General features: G+C 69.9%; 16 protein-coding genes. 12 read left to right on the plus strand and 4 right to left on the minus strand.

Annotated features, from left to right (window positions below; translation table 11 throughout):
- Positions 1-3 precede the first annotated feature (3 nt).
- Entirely contained in the window at positions 4-1,890 is a 1,887-nt protein-coding gene (locus tag MTP03_RS04065; RefSeq protein ID WP_248490845.1) for an acetoacetate--CoA ligase, read from the plus strand.
- A gap of 63 nt (positions 1,891-1,953) precedes the next feature.
- Here the strand turns inward: MTP03_RS04065 and MTP03_RS04070 are convergent, their stop codons facing one another.
- Positions 1,954-2,124 carry a hypothetical protein gene (locus MTP03_RS04070; protein WP_248490846.1) on the minus strand — a complete coding sequence of 57 codons (171 nt, stop codon included), beginning with the start codon at positions 2,122-2,124 and terminating at the stop codon, positions 1,954-1,956.
- A gap of 14 nt (positions 2,125-2,138) precedes the next feature.
- Positions 2,139-3,632 (minus strand): hypothetical protein, encoded by a 1,494-nt coding sequence (locus MTP03_RS04075; RefSeq protein WP_248490847.1) that lies wholly within the window; start codon positions 3,630-3,632, stop codon positions 2,139-2,141.
- A 13-nt stretch (positions 3,633-3,645) separates the two neighbouring features.
- On the opposite strand from MTP03_RS04075, the gene MTP03_RS04080 reads away from it, so the two are divergent.
- The 5 genes from MTP03_RS04080 (at position 3,646) to MTP03_RS04100 (ending at position 7,797) form a co-directional block, all read left to right on the plus strand.
- Positions 3,646-4,470 carry a hypothetical protein gene (locus tag MTP03_RS04080; RefSeq protein WP_248490848.1) on the plus strand — a complete coding sequence of 275 codons (825 nt, stop codon included), beginning with the start codon at positions 3,646-3,648 and terminating at the stop codon, positions 4,468-4,470.
- Between the two features lie 39 nt (positions 4,471-4,509).
- Positions 4,510-5,466, plus strand: coding sequence for a protein phosphatase 2C domain-containing protein (locus tag MTP03_RS04085; protein ID WP_248490849.1), 957 nt, complete (start codon positions 4,510-4,512; stop codon positions 5,464-5,466).
- 166 nt (positions 5,467-5,632) lie between these two features.
- Positions 5,633-6,610, plus strand: a complete 978-nt coding sequence (locus tag MTP03_RS04090) for a hypothetical protein (protein WP_248490850.1) — start codon at positions 5,633-5,635, stop codon at positions 6,608-6,610.
- Positions 6,611-6,626: 16 nt separating this feature from the next.
- A complete protein-coding gene (locus MTP03_RS04095) occupies positions 6,627-7,547 on the plus strand; it encodes a hypothetical protein (protein ID WP_248490851.1) in 921 nt (306 codons plus the stop codon).
- Between the two features lie 37 nt (positions 7,548-7,584).
- The gene (locus MTP03_RS04100) at positions 7,585-7,797 is read left to right on the plus strand and encodes a hypothetical protein (RefSeq protein ID WP_248490852.1); all 213 of its coding nucleotides are present in this window, start codon (positions 7,585-7,587) and stop codon (positions 7,795-7,797) included.
- 80 nt (positions 7,798-7,877) lie between these two features.
- Here MTP03_RS04100 and MTP03_RS04105 read toward each other — a convergent pair whose 3' ends face one another.
- The gene (locus MTP03_RS04105) at positions 7,878-8,255 is read right to left on the minus strand and encodes a DUF4189 domain-containing protein (protein ID WP_248490853.1); all 378 of its coding nucleotides are present in this window, start codon (positions 8,253-8,255) and stop codon (positions 7,878-7,880) included.
- A 48-nt stretch (positions 8,256-8,303) separates the two neighbouring features.
- Positions 8,304-9,089: an LppX_LprAFG lipoprotein gene (locus MTP03_RS04110; protein WP_248490854.1), complete on the minus strand. Its 786-nt coding sequence runs from the start codon at positions 9,087-9,089 to the stop codon at positions 8,304-8,306.
- A gap of 273 nt (positions 9,090-9,362) precedes the next feature.
- Between MTP03_RS04110 and sucC the strand changes: the two genes are divergently transcribed.
- From sucC to purH, 6 genes are all read left to right on the plus strand, one after another.
- Complete coding sequence (gene sucC / locus MTP03_RS04115) at positions 9,363-10,526, plus strand: ADP-forming succinate--CoA ligase subunit beta (protein ID WP_248490855.1); 1,164 nt, start codon at positions 9,363-9,365, stop codon at positions 10,524-10,526.
- A gap of 16 nt (positions 10,527-10,542) precedes the next feature.
- A complete protein-coding gene (gene sucD / locus MTP03_RS04120) occupies positions 10,543-11,445 on the plus strand; it encodes a succinate--CoA ligase subunit alpha (protein WP_248490856.1) in 903 nt (300 codons plus the stop codon).
- Positions 11,446-11,603: 158 nt separating this feature from the next.
- A complete protein-coding gene (locus tag MTP03_RS04125; RefSeq protein ID WP_248490857.1) occupies positions 11,604-12,914 on the plus strand; it encodes a DUF5336 domain-containing protein in 1,311 nt (436 codons plus the stop codon).
- 60 nt (positions 12,915-12,974) lie between these two features.
- Positions 12,975-14,492 (plus strand): DUF6350 family protein, encoded by a 1,518-nt coding sequence (locus MTP03_RS04130; RefSeq protein WP_248490858.1) that lies wholly within the window; start codon positions 12,975-12,977, stop codon positions 14,490-14,492.
- Positions 14,493-14,549: 57 nt separating this feature from the next.
- A complete protein-coding gene (purN, locus tag MTP03_RS04135; RefSeq protein ID WP_248490859.1) occupies positions 14,550-15,200 on the plus strand; it encodes a phosphoribosylglycinamide formyltransferase in 651 nt (216 codons plus the stop codon).
- Complete coding sequence (gene purH, locus MTP03_RS04140) at positions 15,197-16,744, plus strand: bifunctional phosphoribosylaminoimidazolecarboxamide formyltransferase/IMP cyclohydrolase (protein WP_248490860.1); 1,548 nt, start codon at positions 15,197-15,199, stop codon at positions 16,742-16,744. The genes purN and purH overlap by 4 nt, the downstream gene beginning before the upstream one ends.
- The last annotated feature ends 4 nt before the right edge of the window (positions 16,745-16,748 follow it).

A 16,748-nucleotide genomic window follows, 5' to 3' on the forward strand; every position in this document is an offset into this window, starting at 1 on the left:
GAGGTGCATTCGATCGATCGCTTCGCAGAGTCCGTCGGCCTCCCCACGGGGGACTACGACGCCGTGTATCAGTGGTCCGTGACCGAGCCGGAGAAGTTCTGGGGCGCGGTGTGGGACTTCTTCGAGCTGGGGGAGCGCACCGGGCCCGTCCTGGTGGCGCGGGAGATGCCCGGCGCCCGCTGGTTCCCGGAGGTGGAGCTGAACTACGTGGACCGCGTGCTGCGGTTCGCGTCGCTCCCCGGGGCCGCGATCGTCGGCTTGTCGGACGACGGTGCGCGAGTCGAGATTTCGTGGTCGGAGCTGCCGGCGCGGGTGTCTGCGATCGCGGAACTGCTGCGGTCGCTGGGTGTGGGCGTGGGCGATACGGTCGCGGCGTACCTGCCGGACGAGCCGTTCGCGGTGCTCGCGTTCCTCGCGACGGCGTCGATCGGCGCCGTCTGGTCCGGGTGCGGGCAGGATTACGCGCCCGAGGGCGCCGCCGGACGGATGGCACAACTGGAGCCGAAGGTGCTGTTCGCCCGAGATGGCTACACCTTCGGTGAGAAGCACGTGGACAAGCGTGCTGACACCGCCGAACTCGCAGGCCTGCTGGGGGTGCCGGCGTCACACGTGATCACCGAGCTGCCCGAGCCGACGGTCGCGACGCCGCCGCTCGAGCCCGTGCAGGTGCCGTTCGATCACCCGCTGTGGGTGTTGTTCTCATCGGGCACCACGGGCAAGCCGAAGGGCATCGTGCAGGGCCACGGCGGCATCCTCGTCGAGCACGTGAAGGTGCTGGGCCTGCACAACGAGATCGGCCCCGGCGACGTATTCTTCTGGCACACCGCCTTGTCGTGGATGATGTGGAACTACCAGGTCGCGGGCCTGCTGATGGGCGCGACGATCGTGACGTTCTCCGGGCATCCGCTGGCGCCCACGGCCGACCGACTGTGGCAGGTGTGCGAGGACGAGAAGGTCACCTTCTTCGGCACCAGCCCCGGGCAGCTGCAGGCCTCGCGCAAGGCCGGCCTCAACCCCGGGACGGATCACCGCCTCGTGCTGCGAACCATCGGCAGCACCGGCTCGCCGCTCGCGCCTGACCTGTTCACCTGGGTGGACGAGCATGTGGCGCAGGGGCTTCCGGTGAGCTCGGTGTCAGGTGGCACGGACGTGTGCAGCGCGTTCTGTGGCGGCACCGCCTCGGTGCCGCACGTGCCCGGCGAACTGACGGTGCGCTACCTCGGCTGCGCGATGGACGCCTGGGCGCCGGACCGCACGCCACTGGTGGGCGAGGTCGGCGAGATGGTGATCACGCAGCCGATGCCGTCGATGCCGACGAACTTCTGGAACGACCCGAGCGATGCCAAGTACCGGGCCGCCTACTTCGAGCACGAGTGGACCGGCAGTGCCGATGCGCCCGAGTCCGGTGGCGTCGCCCCCAACGTGTGGCGGCACGGCGACTGGGTGGAGCTCACCGACCGCGGCTCCGTCACCATCCACGGTCGTAGCGATGCGACGTTGAACCGCAACGGGATCCGCATGGGCTCCGCCGACATCTACGAGGTGGTCGAGGCGATCGACGAGGTCGCCGAGGCGATGGTCGTGGGTGTGGACGGCCCGGACGCGAAGTACTGGATGCCGATGTTCCTGACCCTCGTCCCCGGTGCATCGCTCACCGAGGAACTGGTGAACCGGATCCGCGCCGACGTGAGGGCGCGCCTCTCGCCCCGGCATGTGCCCGACGAGGTGATCCTCGCTCCGGGCATCCCGCACACCAAGACCGGCAAGAAGCTCGAGATCCCGATCACCGCCATGCTCGCCGGTCGGGACGTGAACGTCGACCCCAAGTCCGTCGACGACCCGGACTTGCTCGGCTGGTACGAGGATCGGGGCCGCGCCCACACCTGGTGACGCATGGTCGCAGGCCGTAGCGTAGGACGGGTCTCATGGCGCTGCGCCGGCAGGCTGCGGGCGTCAGTAGCTCGGCTTGTACGGCTTGATCTTCGGGCCGCGGTTCGCGGGTTTCGACGGTGCCGTCCGCGCGGGATCCGGCTCGGGTCGCGGTGGCTCCGGCGCAGTGCCGGGCCGGCGCGCGATCGGCCGCGGCGCGGTGTCGGCGTAGGGGTCGACGTAATCGTGGGACATGGCGATCCTTCCGATCAGAAGATGTACACGGCGGCATCGTCGCCGCCGGTGCAGGTGACGAGTGACGACGTGGAACTGGTGTAACGGCAGAACATGTCGAACGTGCGGTCCGAGCGCGCCGGGCTGGTGATACCCGTGTACCGCATGGGTAGCTCAGACTTGTCGACTGCGAGGTAGACATTGCGGGCGAATCCGCACGAAGTCACGGAGTTGACGCTGTACAGGCGCAGGTCGTCGCACCACGTGGTCTTCTCAGGCGGGTTCTCCGAGGTCCGCGCAGCCGTAGTCGTCGTGGTTGTGGTTGTGGTTGTGGTGGTCCGGGGCGTCGTGGGGTACGTAGTCCCGTAGCCGTGCGTCGTCGTACTCGGGTAGGCGTAGTTCGTCGGGCTCGCCGTCGAGCCCCCGCCCGCCGAGGTCATCGCGATCGCGATCCCGATGACGGCGACGATCACGACGACCGCGCCCGCGAGGACGGCGCCGGCGGGCACCCGTGGGCCGGCCGGCGTCGCCGTGCGCGGCGTGAACGCGGGGTACTGCGGTCCGCCGACCCGGCTCGCCGCCCCGGTCGGGCCCGGAGCGGGTCCCGTTGCCGCCGGTTCGGCACCGCGCTGCGGGGGCTTCGGCGACAGGGGCGACGCCGGCGGGACCTGCAGGCCGCGCGGCACCGTCGCGGCCTGCCTCGCCGCGGCGAGCGCCACCGGTCCCCAGGCTGACGGGGCCGGACGTCCCGAGGGGGCGGCGCTCAGGGCCTGCGACACGAGCGCGACGACGCCCGCCGGTGTCCCGGCAGGGAGCCGGGCGGGGTCCCGCGTATCCTGGTCACCGGCCAGGAGTCGCAGGGCCAGGAGCCCCAGCTTGTACGAGTCCGTGGCAGCCGTTCCCAGTTCCTCCCCGCCGGGAATCGCCCACCCCGGGCTTTCGACCTGGGGCGCGACGGTGGCCCCGCGCACCCGCATCGCATCGGCGTCGATGAAGTACACGGCGGCGTCCGGAGTGAGGCTGAACATCATGTTCTTCGGCGACATGTCGCCCACGACCACGCCGATCGAGTGCAGGAACGACAGCTGTTCTGCCACCGCGGCGATCAGCCGGTACCGGTCCGCGTCCGACAGTGGGATCCCGCGCTGCCGCAGGTAGTCGTCATCGTTGAGCAGGTGCTGGAACTCGGCTGTGCGACGCTGGGAACCGCGCACCGTGGTCATGTCGATGTAGAACCGGTCGGGGATGTGCGGCATCACGAACCCGACGGTGCGGGCACCGTCGGACACCGTGGCGCACGGCCAGGCGCTGGCCGTCACTAGGCGCAGGGCAGTGGCACCCGGCTGTTGCGCGAGGAACCGCGGCAGGGCGCGGAGCGCGTCGGCGTCCACCGAGGCGAGGACCTCGGGCCGGTACTCCTTGTAGACGGCCCTGGGGGCGAACCCCAGCTGCACCCCGGGAGCGTCGTAGGTGACGCCCTGTCCACCTGCGGAGATCCTGGTCAGCGTGCCGAGACGTGCCCGTTCCAAGACGGGCGGCGACGTGTCTTCCGCGTTCTCGATGTCCCCCAACGATCCGCTCCGTTTCCCCCGACGGCCGGCCGGCAACCCTTCGATCGTGCACAATACGTTATGCGATTGTTGGGAGCATCGCGGTCGGATCGCGGAGGGGCGGCCGGCCGGTGACGGGAGGAATGCACTGATGGAACCAAGGGGCACGTTGCTGCCGATGTACTTCGTCGCGGACGAATCCGGCTCGATGGCGGCGCACATCCACGAACTGAACGACGGCCTGGTGTCGCTGCAGGACGCGATGCAGGTGGAGTCGTTCGCCGCGGCCAAGATCCGCTTCTCGGTGATCGGTTTCGCCGACGACGCGGTGACGTACCTGGAGCCCGCCGACCTGCGTACTCTTCCGCAGATGCCGGTGTTTCAGGCCCGCGGCCTGACCTCCTACCAGGCGGCGTTCGACCAGATCGGCTACCGGATCTCCATTGATGTCCCGCGCCTCAAGGCAGAGGGGTACCAGGTCCACCGTCCGGCGGTCTTCTTCCTGACCGACGGAGTTCCCAACCGTCACGAGGACTGGCGCGCGGCGCGCACCTACATGCTCGCGCAGCCCGCGGCCCCTAACGTTCTCGCCTTCGGCATCGGGGATGCGGATGCGGCCACGATCATGGAGGTCGCCACCGCTTCGGAGTACGCGTTCATCCGTTCGCAGGGGGTGGACACCGGCGTGGCGATCAGCGAATTCATGACCCAGCTGACGCAGTCGGTGATCGCGTCGGGGAACGCGCTGGCCGGTGGGGCCGGAGAACTGCAGTTGGAACGCCCCGAAGGATTCAGCCTGGCCGTGGATTACGTGTAGCCGTGAGCGCCGACAGGAGGGGCTCGGCACTGGCTCGACGTGCATGTCGCGGAGCCGGGCTGGGAAGAGGACCAGCAGGACGCGCGCACGGAACCGATTGCGGCGCCGCTCACTCCGGTGCGCGGCACCGTCACCATCATGCCGATCAGCGTGGGCGATCCGGGCCCGCGCGTCGAACCGCGGCCCACGGTCGCGCGCTATCGGTCGGTGCCGTTCCGTCCCGATACCGTCCTCGACGGGTGGAGCACGCGGTCGGCAGCGGTGCGTGCGGTGTCGATGCGCGGTCACCTACACAGGTACGACGGTGCGCCGCGGCAGGACGACGTCGCCGTCCATGCGGCACCGTCGGGGAGGATCGTGGCGGTGGTCGCCGACGGGGTCTCCGCGGCCGTCCATTCGCACATCGGCGCGAACACGGCCACGACCGTCGCGGTCCAGTGGCTGCTCGCGGAGGCCGCGGAGATCGGTGCGCCCGTCGCATGGCAAGAGATGATCCGGGCGGTCAACTGGCAGATGGCCGAACGAGGCCGGTCCGTCCTCGGCGAGGATTTGGATGCCGCCGCCGTCGAACGCGACTTCGCTACCACGCTGGTGGCCGCCGTGATCGATCCGGACCCGGACGGCGTGCTGTACGTCGAAGCGGTGGGCGTGGGCGACTCCAGCGCATGGGTATTGCGCGACGGCACATTCACGCCGCTGCTCGGCGGCAAGGCCATCGGTGCAGGAGGGATTGCGTCCTCGGCCGTCGCGGCCCTGCCTCGCCTGCCCGCCGAGATCGTGCCTTCCACGGAGGTGCTCAGGCCCGGTGAGGTCCTGCTGCTGGGCTCCGACGGTGTGGGAGATCCGTTGGGAGCGGGGCAGGGTGGGGTCGGCGATCTGCTGCGCGGACTACTCCTGCCGACGGTGCCCTCGCTCGTCGAGTTCGCCAACGCGGTCGACTTCTCTCGCGAGACCTTCGACGATGACCGGTCGCTGATCGGGGTGTGGGCACTGTGAGGCGGCCGCGCGCCGTCGGGGCGGTGCTGGTCGGGTCGTGCGCTGTGCTCGCGGGTTGTTCGACGACGGTGCCCGGCGTCCCGACCGCCGCTTCGAGCGTTGCGCGGTCGTCGGCCGCCCCTTGCCGGCTGGGATCGATGTCGGGGACTACTCCGTAGAGCCCTATGTGCCGAAGCAGGGAGACGGCGACTTCGGCTGGGCGGCGGAGGGGAACCGGATGGTCGAGGCCGTCGTGCTGCCTTCGGACGTCGACCCGTCCCTCACCCGTGCGGTGAAGGACGTCGACGGGGCACCGACGTTGAACGGGTACGAATCGCAGAGTCTCCACGACGGTGTGAGGCTCATCTCTGGGACGAAGGTCGGCGTGAGCGTCGGACGGGCGGACCTCGCGGAGAACGCGACGAAGGAGGTGCGCATCGGCCTGTACCGCTACACGGATGCCGAAGCCGTCAGTAAGGAGATGAAGCTCTTCGAGTCCGCGTTCTCCACCAAGCCGAAGGTGACGTTGCCGTCGGCGTCGGACGCCGCAGCGGCGGAGCACGTACCGGGCGAGGTCGACGCCTTCGTGCCGGTGGGTGCGCTCCTGGTGCACGTCCACGCGAAGGGCCGGTCGCTGCAGGAGTCGACCTCCCTCGCGGATCGGATACTCGCCGTGCAGATACCGGCGGCGAAGCAGTATCGGCCCACCGCCGGCGCTGACGTTCCGCGGCTGCCGCTGGACCGAGACGGCATCCTGTCGCGAGCGGTCGGAATGGCCGCCGAGTCCGACGAGGACCGTCGTTTCATCGCAGCGCTGACCCCGCCGATGTACGAACGGCGGCTGGCCGACAACCCGATCGTTCCGCACCTGCGGGAGGCAGGGGTCGACCTGATGGGCTGGAACTACGGGAAGGTGATGCGCGCGCGGGACGTCGCTGCCGCGACACGCCTGTTCGAGCGGCTCGAGCAGACCTCGAAACAACCGCCCGGCGCCGCCCCGCCGGGCTTGGACGGGAAGATCGCTTGCCGACGGAGCGCGGGCGGGACGGACTTCGTCTGCCGGATGCACGTGGGCCGGTACTACGCGCAGGTCGGCAGCCGCGACCTGACCGACGCCCAGCAGCTCGCCACCGCGCAGTGGGTGCTATTGACCCGAAGTCCCTGAGCACGAGAGGAATCCGATGCGCAGATCACCGTTCCGTCTCGCGGCGTTCGTGGTGGCCGGGACCCTGGTCACGGGGTGCAGCACGGTCGTTTCGGGAACCGCGACGCCCGATCCGGAGGCCCTGGAGATAAGGCTGAACACGGGTGGGCTCCCCACCGAGCCGCGCACTCCCGAGACGTCCAACACACAGCAGAAGGTCTTGGCCGCCAATGAATTGGCCGACAGGATGGTCCTGCCGACGGATCTCGATCCGTCCTTCACACGGCCGGGGATGCTGTCGGTCCGGGCGGTGGTGCAGTCGGGCAATCTCAAGAACACCCTCGAGGACGCCGATGCGGAGCGGATCGGGCAGCGCGGGCTGCTGTACGGGTTCGTCTCCGGCCGGAATACCTCGGCGGAGAAGGTCGATTCCGGTATCACCATGATCGTCCTGCGGATGACTGACGACGGTGCCGCGAGTGGCGTCGTCGACGACTTCCGCAGCAAGGGCGGCGGATCGGAGGTGGTCGACGGCCGTACGGAGTGGGCGGTCCGAAAGGCGGGTCCGAAGCAGTACCAGGATTACACCGTCTTCACTGCGTACATGGCGATCGGGCCGCTCGTGGTGATCGCCGTGCCGTGGGCGGACGACGAGGCAAGGGCGCGGGGGATGGTCCCGCGAGCGATGGACGCGCAGGCCCGGCTTCTCGCAGGGTTCACGTCAGCCGGGCGTGCCGAACTCGCAGGACTGCCCGCAGACAAGGAGGCGATCGTCAGTTACACGGTGGCGCCAGAGCCGATCGAAGCAGGGAAGTTCGAGTCTGACTACGGTTTTCGCGGTCGTCGCGCTGCCCTGCACTGGGACTCCAGCCCAGTGGAAACGGCGAAGCTGTTCGAGGAGGTCGGTATGGACCTCGCGGGAGTCGGCCGGAACACGGTGTTCCGCGCGGGACGGTGATGGTGCCCAGCGGTTGGTCGAGGCTGACGTCGCGTGGATGCAGGGCAAGGACAAGCCCGAACCGTTCGCGATCGACGGTCTCCCCGGCGCACAGTGCCGAACGTACAGTGACAGCACATTCTCCGAGACGCGGCGTGCGACGTGCTCGATCGCGGTCGGACGCTACACATCGGTGTTCACCGATGTCCAAGTCGAGAAGGTCCGCCAGGTGACGTCGGCCGCCTACCTGATCCTGCGCGGGGCAGCCTGAACGGCGCTGCGCTGCAGGTGAAGGACGGAGGGGCGGCACCGTCTTCGAAACGGTACCGCCCCTAGCGTTCCGGTCCCGGGTCAGAGATGACCGGACGTGCAGACCCAGGTCTTGATGTACGACCCGGGCAGGGTGAGGGCGCCGTTCTGGGCGGCGCCGAGCGACCGCGCCGCGTAGCCGCGGAACCGGGTGCGGTTCTCGGCGACGGCGCCGCAGCCGTTGGCGAACGAGGCGAGCACCTTGCAACTGCCGTAGCCGCAGGAGTTGAGTGCGGCCGAGCGGGCCGAGGCGGCGGACGGGTAGTCCCAGGAGCGGCCGGTCGCGCCGTTCGAGGCGACGGCGATGGCCCCGAAGTAGGTGGCGGCGTTCGCGGCGGGGGCCGCGGCGACCTGGATGCCGCCCGCAACGGACGCGGTGGCGACTGCGGCGACGAACGCCTTCTTGGTGAACGTCTTCATGGTGGTGCCTTTCGTGCGGAGTGATGCAGGGTGACGGGGAGTGGTGGGTCAGCGCGGGGAGTCCTGGACGTCGCTCGGGGCGGCGCCGGTCGGAGCGGGCTCGACGGACGGCTTGGTGACGGTGACCTTCTCGCCCCACTTGGAGAACGTGAGGGTGATGGTGCCGTCCTCGGCGGGCTTGACCTGCAGGCGCACGAGCTGCTTGTCGCCAGAGGACTGGACCCACGCGGTGACGGGGACCGGCACGCTCTTCTCGGGGGCGACGCGCGAGCCGGAGATCGCGGCGATCTCGGTGGCCGGCACCGTGCCGGTGATCTTGGTGGTCTCCTGGCCGTCGATCGTCTCGCTGCCCTCGGCCTTCGCGCCGGTGACCTTGGCGAGGATGTTCGGGATGCCCCTGGTCTCGTCGAAGAGGGCGGAGACGTCGTAGATCGAGGCGCCATCGCCGTAGTCGACGTACTTGTCGCCCATCAGCGCGGCGTACATCTTGCCGTCGATGTAGGTGAACTTGCCCTCGGACTTGCCGCCGATGTCGATGGTGGCGGTACCGGTGGCCTGCGTGCTCGGCTTGATCTGGAGGTCACCGTCGACGCCCGAGACCGGCATGTTGGGCACCTTGCCGGTCACGGCCATCACGAAGTGGACGCTCGTGACGTTCTTGGCGGCCTCGGCGGCGGACTTGAGCAGCGCCGGCGCGTCGCTGGCCGAGGCGTTCGCGGTGGCGGTGGTCCCGGAGCCGTTCGACGAGGAGCCCTTGTCGGCGCAGCCCGTGAGGGCGACGGTGAGGGCGACCGCGGCCGAGGCCGCGATGAGGGCGGGGCGGGAAGACTTCATGAGGTGTGGTTCTCCTTCACTTCGACTGCGATAACCATCGTCGGCGGCGCTTAACCTACGCTTGCAGTCCCCTGAAACCGGGCATAACCGGCCGATGCGCAGGTCGGATCGAAACTTACTGGCGGGTAGGTTGGATGCGTCGATAACCGCAGGTCAAGTGAGATACGTCATTAGTCAAGGGTCGCCGCCCCGGCGAATCAGGGGAGGCATAGAGTCGACGGCGGACCCGTGAAGAATGCGGGTGGACCGAGTAACCAGACAGATGGTGAGCTGATGGATCTCTTCGAATACCAAGCGAAGGAACTGTTCGTCAAGCACGGCGTGCCTACCTCGGCCGGCCGCGTGACGGACACTGTTGCCGGCGCCCGTGCGATCGCCGAGGAAATCGGCAAGCCGGTGATGGTCAAGGCGCAGGTCAAGGTGGGTGGCCGCGGCAAGGCCGGCGGCGTGAAGTACTCCGCCGACGCCGATGCGGCGCAGGCCAACGCCGAGGCGATCCTGGGCCTGGACATCAAGGGCCACGTCGTCAAGAAGCTGCTGGTGGCCGAGGCGAGCGACATCGCCGAGGAGTACTACATCTCCTTCCTGCTCGACCGCGCCAACCGCACCTACCTGGCCATGTGCTCGGTCGAGGGCGGCGTGGAGATCGAGGTCACCGCCGAGGAGAACCCGGACGCACTGGCGAAGATCGCCGTGGACGCGACCAAGGGCGTCGACCTCGCCACCGCCCGCGCGATCGCCGAGGCCGGCAAGCTGCCCGCCGAGGTGCTCGACGCCGCGGCCGTGACCATCCAGAAGCTGTGGGAGGTCTTCGTCGCCGAGGACGCCACCCTGGTCGAGGTCAACCCGCTCGTCCGCACCCCGGACGACCAGATCCTCGCGCTCGACGGCAAGGTCTCGCTCGACGAGAACGCCGACTTCCGCCACCCCGATCACGAGGCCTTCGCCGACGCCGGCTCCACCGATCCTCTGGAGCTCAAGGCCAAGGAGAACGACCTCAACTACGTCAAGCTCGACGGACAGGTCGGCGTCATCGGTAACGGTGCGGGCCTGGTCATGTCGACCCTGGACGTGGTCGCCTACGCCGGCGAGAACCACGGCGGCGTCAAGCCCGCCAACTTCCTCGACATCGGCGGCGGCGCCTCGGCCGAGGTCATGGCCGCCGGCCTCGACGTCATCCTCGGCGACGAGCAGGTCAAGAGCGTGTTCGTCAACGTCTTCGGCGGCATCACCGCGTGCGACGCGGTGGCCAACGGCATCGTCGGCGCCCTTGAGACCCTGGGCGACGCGGCCTCCAAGCCGCTCGTCGTGCGCCTCGACGGCAACAAGGTCGAGGAGGGCCGGGCGATTCTGGCCGCGGCGAACCACCCGCTGGTGACGCTCGCGCAGACCATGGACGAAGGCGCCGACAAGGCCGCCGAGCTGGCGAACAAGTAAGGGAGACAACAGAAAAATGGCTATCTTCCTGACCAAGGACAACAAGGTCATCGTCCAGGGCATCACCGGCGGCGAGGGCACCAAGCACACCGCGCTGATGCTCAAGGCGGGCACCAACGTCGTCGGCGGCGTCAACGCGCGCAAGGCGGGCACCACCGTCAAGCACGTCGACTCCGACGGCAACGAGGTCGAGCTCCCCGTCTTCGGTTCCGTCGCCGAGGCGATGGAGAAGACCGGCGCCGACACGTCGATCGCCTTCGTTCCGCCGGCGTTCTCCAAGGACGCCATCGTCGAGGCCATCGACGCCGAGATCCCGCTCCTGGTGGTCATCACCGAGGGCATTCCCGTGCAGGACTCGGCGTACGCCTGGGCCTACAACGTGGAGAAGGGCAACAAGACCCGCATCATCGGCCCGAACTGCCCCGGCATCATCACCCCGGGCGAGGCCCTCGTCGGCATCACCCCGGCCAACATCACCGGCACCGGCCCCGTCGGCCTCGTGTCGAAGTCGGGCACGCTGACCTACCAGATGATGTACGAGCTGCGCGATTTCGGCTTCTCCACCGCCATCGGCATCGGCGGCGACCCGGTGATCGGCACCACCCACATCGACGCCATCGAGGCGTTCGAGAAGGACCCGAACACCAAGCTCATCGTCATGATCGGCGAGATCGGCGGCGACGCCGAGGAGCGCGCTGCGGCCTACATCAAGGAGAACGTCACCAAGCCCGTCGTGGGCTACGTGGCCGGCTTCACCGCTCCCGAGGGCAAGACCATGGGCCACGCCGGCGCCATCGTCTCCGGCTCGTCGGGCACGGCCGCCGCGAAGAAGGAGGCCCTCGAGGCCGCCGGCGTCAAGGTGGGCAAGACCCCGTCCGAGACCGCCGCGCTCGCCCGCGAGATCCTGCAGTCGCTGTAGAAGCACCATCACTCGGTCCACGGCCCCGCCTTCCCGCAGGGAGGCGGGGCCGTCCCGTTCCCCGGTCCGACGGTGCGCCTCCCCACCCCCGGGGGCGACGCCGGCCAGCACTCCGCATGAGGTGAACCGGAAACGAGTCGGTCGTCGTGTATAGGGTGGTGGCGTACAGGCCCAACAGGGCCGAGTCGACCTTTCGGGGAGAAGAACATGACTTACTCAGGTGGTGGCTACGGCCAGCAGCCGGGCCAGGGGGCTACGGCCAGCATCAGCAGGGCCAGGGTTACGGCCAGCCGCAGCCGGACTACTCGCAGGGCTACGGCCAGCCCGCCCAGCAGGGCTACGGTCAGCCGGCGCAGCAGGGCTACGGTCAGCCGGCCCAGCAAGGGTACGGGCAGCCCGCGCAACAGGGCTACGGCCAGCAGCCCGATTACGGGCAGCAGGGCTACGGTCAGCCCGCCCAGCAGGGCTACGGCCAGGGCTACCCGCAGCAGGGCTACGGCCAGCAGTACGGCGGCTACCCGCAGGCGCCCGCTACTCCTTCGAAGCCGCTGGACCTGGCGCTGATCCTCTCCATCGCCACCGCCGCGCTGGGTGTGATCACGTTCCTCCTGGGCTTCCTCAACTTCGCCGAGGCCACCAACCCGCTGTCCGGGGAGAAGGTCGGTGCCAGCGGCTTCGATCACCAGGCGCTGCTGGCGCTCACGCTCGCGCTGGCGGCGGGTATCGCCGCCGGCCTGAGCCTGATCTCCAGGAACAACACCGGGCGCACTCCCGCTGCGGCGCTGGCAGTGGCCGGTTTCTTCGCGATCCTCTTCGGGTCGTTCTCCTGGGAGTTGCTCGCCGTCGGATTCTGGATCGCGCTGGTGTTCGCGCTGCTGACCGCCGCCGCGGCCGTCGTGCTGGTGCTGGTGGACTCGGGCGTCATCAAGAACCCGGCTGCGGAAGCCGCGGCCGATGCCGCTTCGACCGATGCCAGTGCGGCCACCGCTGCCACCGCGGGTGCGGCGACGGCCGGCGCGGCCGCTGCGGGCGCCACCGAGATCGCGCAGGTGCCCGGTCAGGAGCAGGCGGTGTCGTCGCCGTCGGTGCCGGCCACTCCCGCTACTCCCGGCGCTCCGTCGACCCCGTCGACCCCGTCGGCCCCCGCCGCACCGTCGGCGGGCCAGGCGCAGTGGCCCACCTACGGCAGCGGCTACCAGGCGCCGGCCTCGTCGGGCTACGAGGCGCCGGCGGCGTCGGGCTACCAGGCCCCGAGCACGCCGTCCACCCCCGCCGCGCCGGCGACAACCGGCTTCCCGGCGCCGGGCGGCGCACCGTCGAACCCGGGCGCCTCGCTGTCCAAGGACGAGGTGACCACCGCGTTCAACCAGACGCCCAGCACCCAGGCGTTCGGCACCCCCGCGACGCCGGCCAACCCGCAGCACGGCTCGCACTCGGCTGACGACGAGAACAAGTCGCAGGGCCAGTAGTACCGCCGCCTGCGGCGCGCCTGAGGCATCATCGGCCGCTGCAATGCCACAGTGGATTCGATGATTGATTCAGTGCGTGCCGCGGGCCGGGACTCCACGGAGACCCGGCCGCTGTTCGCGATGGCCTTCTGGCCCTCGCTCGTGACTCTCGCGGTGGCGCTCGTCGTGGGAGCGTTCGTCCTGTTCACCTCCTCGACGAGTCTGGGGGCGATCGTCCCCACCCTCGCCGGGATGTGGCTGGCCGTGCATCAGGTGCCGGTCACCGTCAGCGATATCACGCTGGGCGTGCTGCCGCTGGTCCCCACGATCGCGTTGGTCGCGGGCGTCGCCAAGGTCGCGCGTCGCGCCGGCGGCGAGGGCCGCCCGCTGTTCGAACTCCGCACGCTGCTGCTCTGCGCGGTCGGCGGGCCCGCACTCTTCACCGCCATCGCGCTGGCCGTGGTCAACGACGCCGCCGGGCGGTACACGATCGGCATCCCGCCGCCGCTCACCGCGTTCGTGTGCACGATCGCCGTGCACCTCGGCGGCGCGCTGCTCGGCCTGGCGCCCGAGTACTGGCGCGACGCCGCCCACCTCCTCCGCATCCCCGCCTGGGTCGACGACTGCGCCCGGCTCGCCGGCCGCGCGCTGCTGACGTTCGCCGCGATGGGCCTGGCCATCGTCGTGGTGCGCCTGGTGATCCGCTGGGAGACCCTCTTCGAGCTGGTCCGCGCGGGCAACGACGCGGTGGGCATGATCTCGCTGGTCGTGCTCTCGCTGCTGTACCTGCCGAACGTGGTGATCGGCGCCGCGGCGCTGCCCACGGGCGCGGGCGTGGACCTGGGGCCGATCGCGGTGAGCCTGTTCTCCTCGGTTCCGGGCCGCGCGCCCGGCGTGCCGATCCTCGCTGTGCTGCCGCAGGGCCCGTCGCCCTGGTACCTGCTCCCGCTGCTCGCGGTCCCGGCCTTCGTGGCCGTCCGGGTGGGCCGACGGTGCGCCTCCCGCTCGCTCGATCTCGGGCCGACGGTGACCTCGGTCGCGGTCACCGCGTTCCTGACGGCCGCCGGTTTCACGGCCGCCGCCTTCCTCGCCGGTGGCGAACTCGGCGGCTTCGGATACGCCGGCGCCGACCTGCTGGAGCTGTTCGGCTTCACCCTCGGCTGGGTGGGACTCGTGGGCGTGCTCGCCGCGCTGGTCCTGCAGCAGGCGGGGGAGTCGCGGGCCGTTCGCGCCGCGCGCCGGGCGGAGGAGGAGGCACCGTCGGGCTACACCACGTACGCCGACGAGGCCGACGCGATCGACGACGGGGTCACCGTGGAGCTCGACCCCGTCGACCGTCCGGACGACGCGGCCCCGAGCGATGCGGATGAGCCCGCTGCGGTGGACGCGGCCGAGGAGGACGCCGCGGACACGGGCGACTTCGACGCGCTTGCCGACGAGCCGACGCAGGAGGTGCGGCCGGTGCCGCGTCCGGCTGCCCGGGCGGTGCCGCGGCAGGCCGCCGGACCTGCGGCGTCGAAGCGCGAGCGGGCGATAGCAGACATCGAGGAACTCGACAGTTACACCTTCGGGCAGGAGGCCGGATCGAACGATTCGTAGGCCCGATGATCCGGATCGGATGGGACGATTAGTCTGAACGGGAATCGTCCCTCTGCGATGGAGAGCATCCTGACCACGCCCAGTCACACGGTCGTGCAGCCGTGCGCGCCCGCGCGGATCGTCGTGCTGGCCTCCGGCACCGGTTCGCTGCTCGAGGCCCTGCTCGCCGCGGCCTCCGCCCCCGACTACCCGGGGTCGGTCGTCGGCGTCGTGACGGACCGTTCGTGCCGCGCCGTGGAGGTGGCCGCGGGAGCCGGCGTGCCCAGCGCGGAGGTTCCGGTGCAGGCGTACGCCGACCGGGCCGCGTGGGACGCCGGGCTGACGGCGGCGGTGGCCGAGCTGAACCCCGACCTGGTGGTGGCGGCCGGCTTCATGAAGATCCTCGGGACAGAGTTCCTCGGCGCGTTCGGCGGCCGCGTGATCAACGCGCACCCCGCACTGCTGCCCGCGTTCCCCGGCGCGCACGCCGTGCCGGCGGCCCTCGAACACGGAGTCAAGCTCACCGGCTCCACGGTTCACCTGGTCGATGCGGGCCTCGACACCGGGCCGATCCTCGCGCAGGAGGCGGTCGCGGTGGAGCCCGGGGACACCGAGGAGACTCTGCACGAACGGATCAAGGTCGTTGAGCGCCGGCTTCTGACAGAGGTCGTCGCCGCGGTCGCCCTCGGGGGCTACCGCACGGATGGACGAAAGGCCACCATTTCATGAGCAACAACATCCCGATCAAGCGCGCGCTGATCAGCGTGTACGACAAGTCGGGCCTGGTGGAGCTGGCCACGGGCCTGGCGCAGAACGGCGTGGAGATCGTCTCGACGGGGTCGACGGCGCGCACCATCGCCGACGCCGGCGTCGCCGTGACGCGTGTCGAGGACGTGACGGGTTTCCCCGAGTGCCTCGACGGCCGGGTCAAGACCCTGCACCCGAAGATCCACGCCGGCATCCTCGCCGACACTCGCCTGCCGGAGCACCTCGAGCAGCTGCGCGAGCTGGACGTGAAGAAGTTCGAGCTGGTGGTGGTGAACCTCTACCCGTTCACCGACACCGTCGCCTCCGGGGCATCGGAGGACGAGTGCATCGAGCAGATCGACATCGGCGGACCGTCGATGGTGCGGGCCGCGGCGAAGAACCACCCGTCGGTGGCCGTGGTGGTCTCGCCCGCGGACTACGGTTCCGTGATCGATTCGGCGCGGATCGGCTTCTCCCTGGAGCAGCGCAAGGCGTTCGCCGCGAAGGCCTTCCGGCACACCGCCGACTACGACGTGGCCGTCGCCTCGTACATGACATCGGTCGTCGCTCCCGAGGCGGATCAGAAGTTCCCGTCGTGGATGGGCGGCACCTGGACCCGCGAGACGGTGCTCCGCTACGGCGAGAACCCGCACCAGGGCGCGGCCCTGTACGTGGGTGGCGCGAAGTCCGGGCTGGCGCAGGCGCAGCAGCTGCACGGCAAGGAAATGAGCTACAACAACTACACCGACGGCGACGCCGCCTGGCGCGCAGCGTACGACTTCAACGAGCCGGCCGTCGCGATCATCAAACACGCCAACCCGTGCGGCATCGCGATCGGCAAGGACGTCGCGCAGGCGCACCGCAAGGCCCACGCGTGCGACCCGGTGTCCGCGTACGGCGGCGTGATCGCCGCGAACCGCGAGGTCAGCCTGGAGATGGCCGAGCAGGTGTCGGAGATCTTCACCGAGGTCATCATCGCGCCCGGGTACGCCGACGGTGCGCTCGCCGTCCTGCAGCGCAAGAAGAACATCCGCGTGCTGCTGGCCGAGCCGCCCGTGCTGGGCACCGAGATCAAGCAGATCACCGGCGGGCTGCTGGTGCAGGACTCGGACGCGATCGATGCCGCCGGCGACGACGCGGCCGAATGGACGCTGGCCACCGGCGAGCCGGCAGACGAGGCGACGCTGGCCGACCTCGAGTTCGCTTGGCGGGCCTGCCGGGCCGTGAAGTCGAACGCGATCCTGCTGGCGTCGCGCGGCGCCTCGGTGGGCGTGGGCATGGGGCAGGTGAACCGGGTGGACTCGGCGCAGCTCGCGGTGCGCCGCGCCGGCGATCGGGTGCTTGGCTCCGTGGCCGCGTCCGATGCGTTCTTCCCGTTCCCCGACGGCCCGCAGATCCTGATCGACGCCGGCGTGAAGGCGATCGTCCAGCCGGGCGGGTCCATCCGCGACAAGGAGGTCGTCGAGGCCGCCGCCGAGGCCGGCGTCACGATGTACTTCACCGGGACGCGGCACTTCTTCCACTGATCCG

The organism is Tsukamurella sp. PLM1 (assembly GCF_023168325.1).
Lineage (GTDB): Bacteria > Actinomycetota > Actinomycetes > Mycobacteriales > Mycobacteriaceae > Tsukamurella.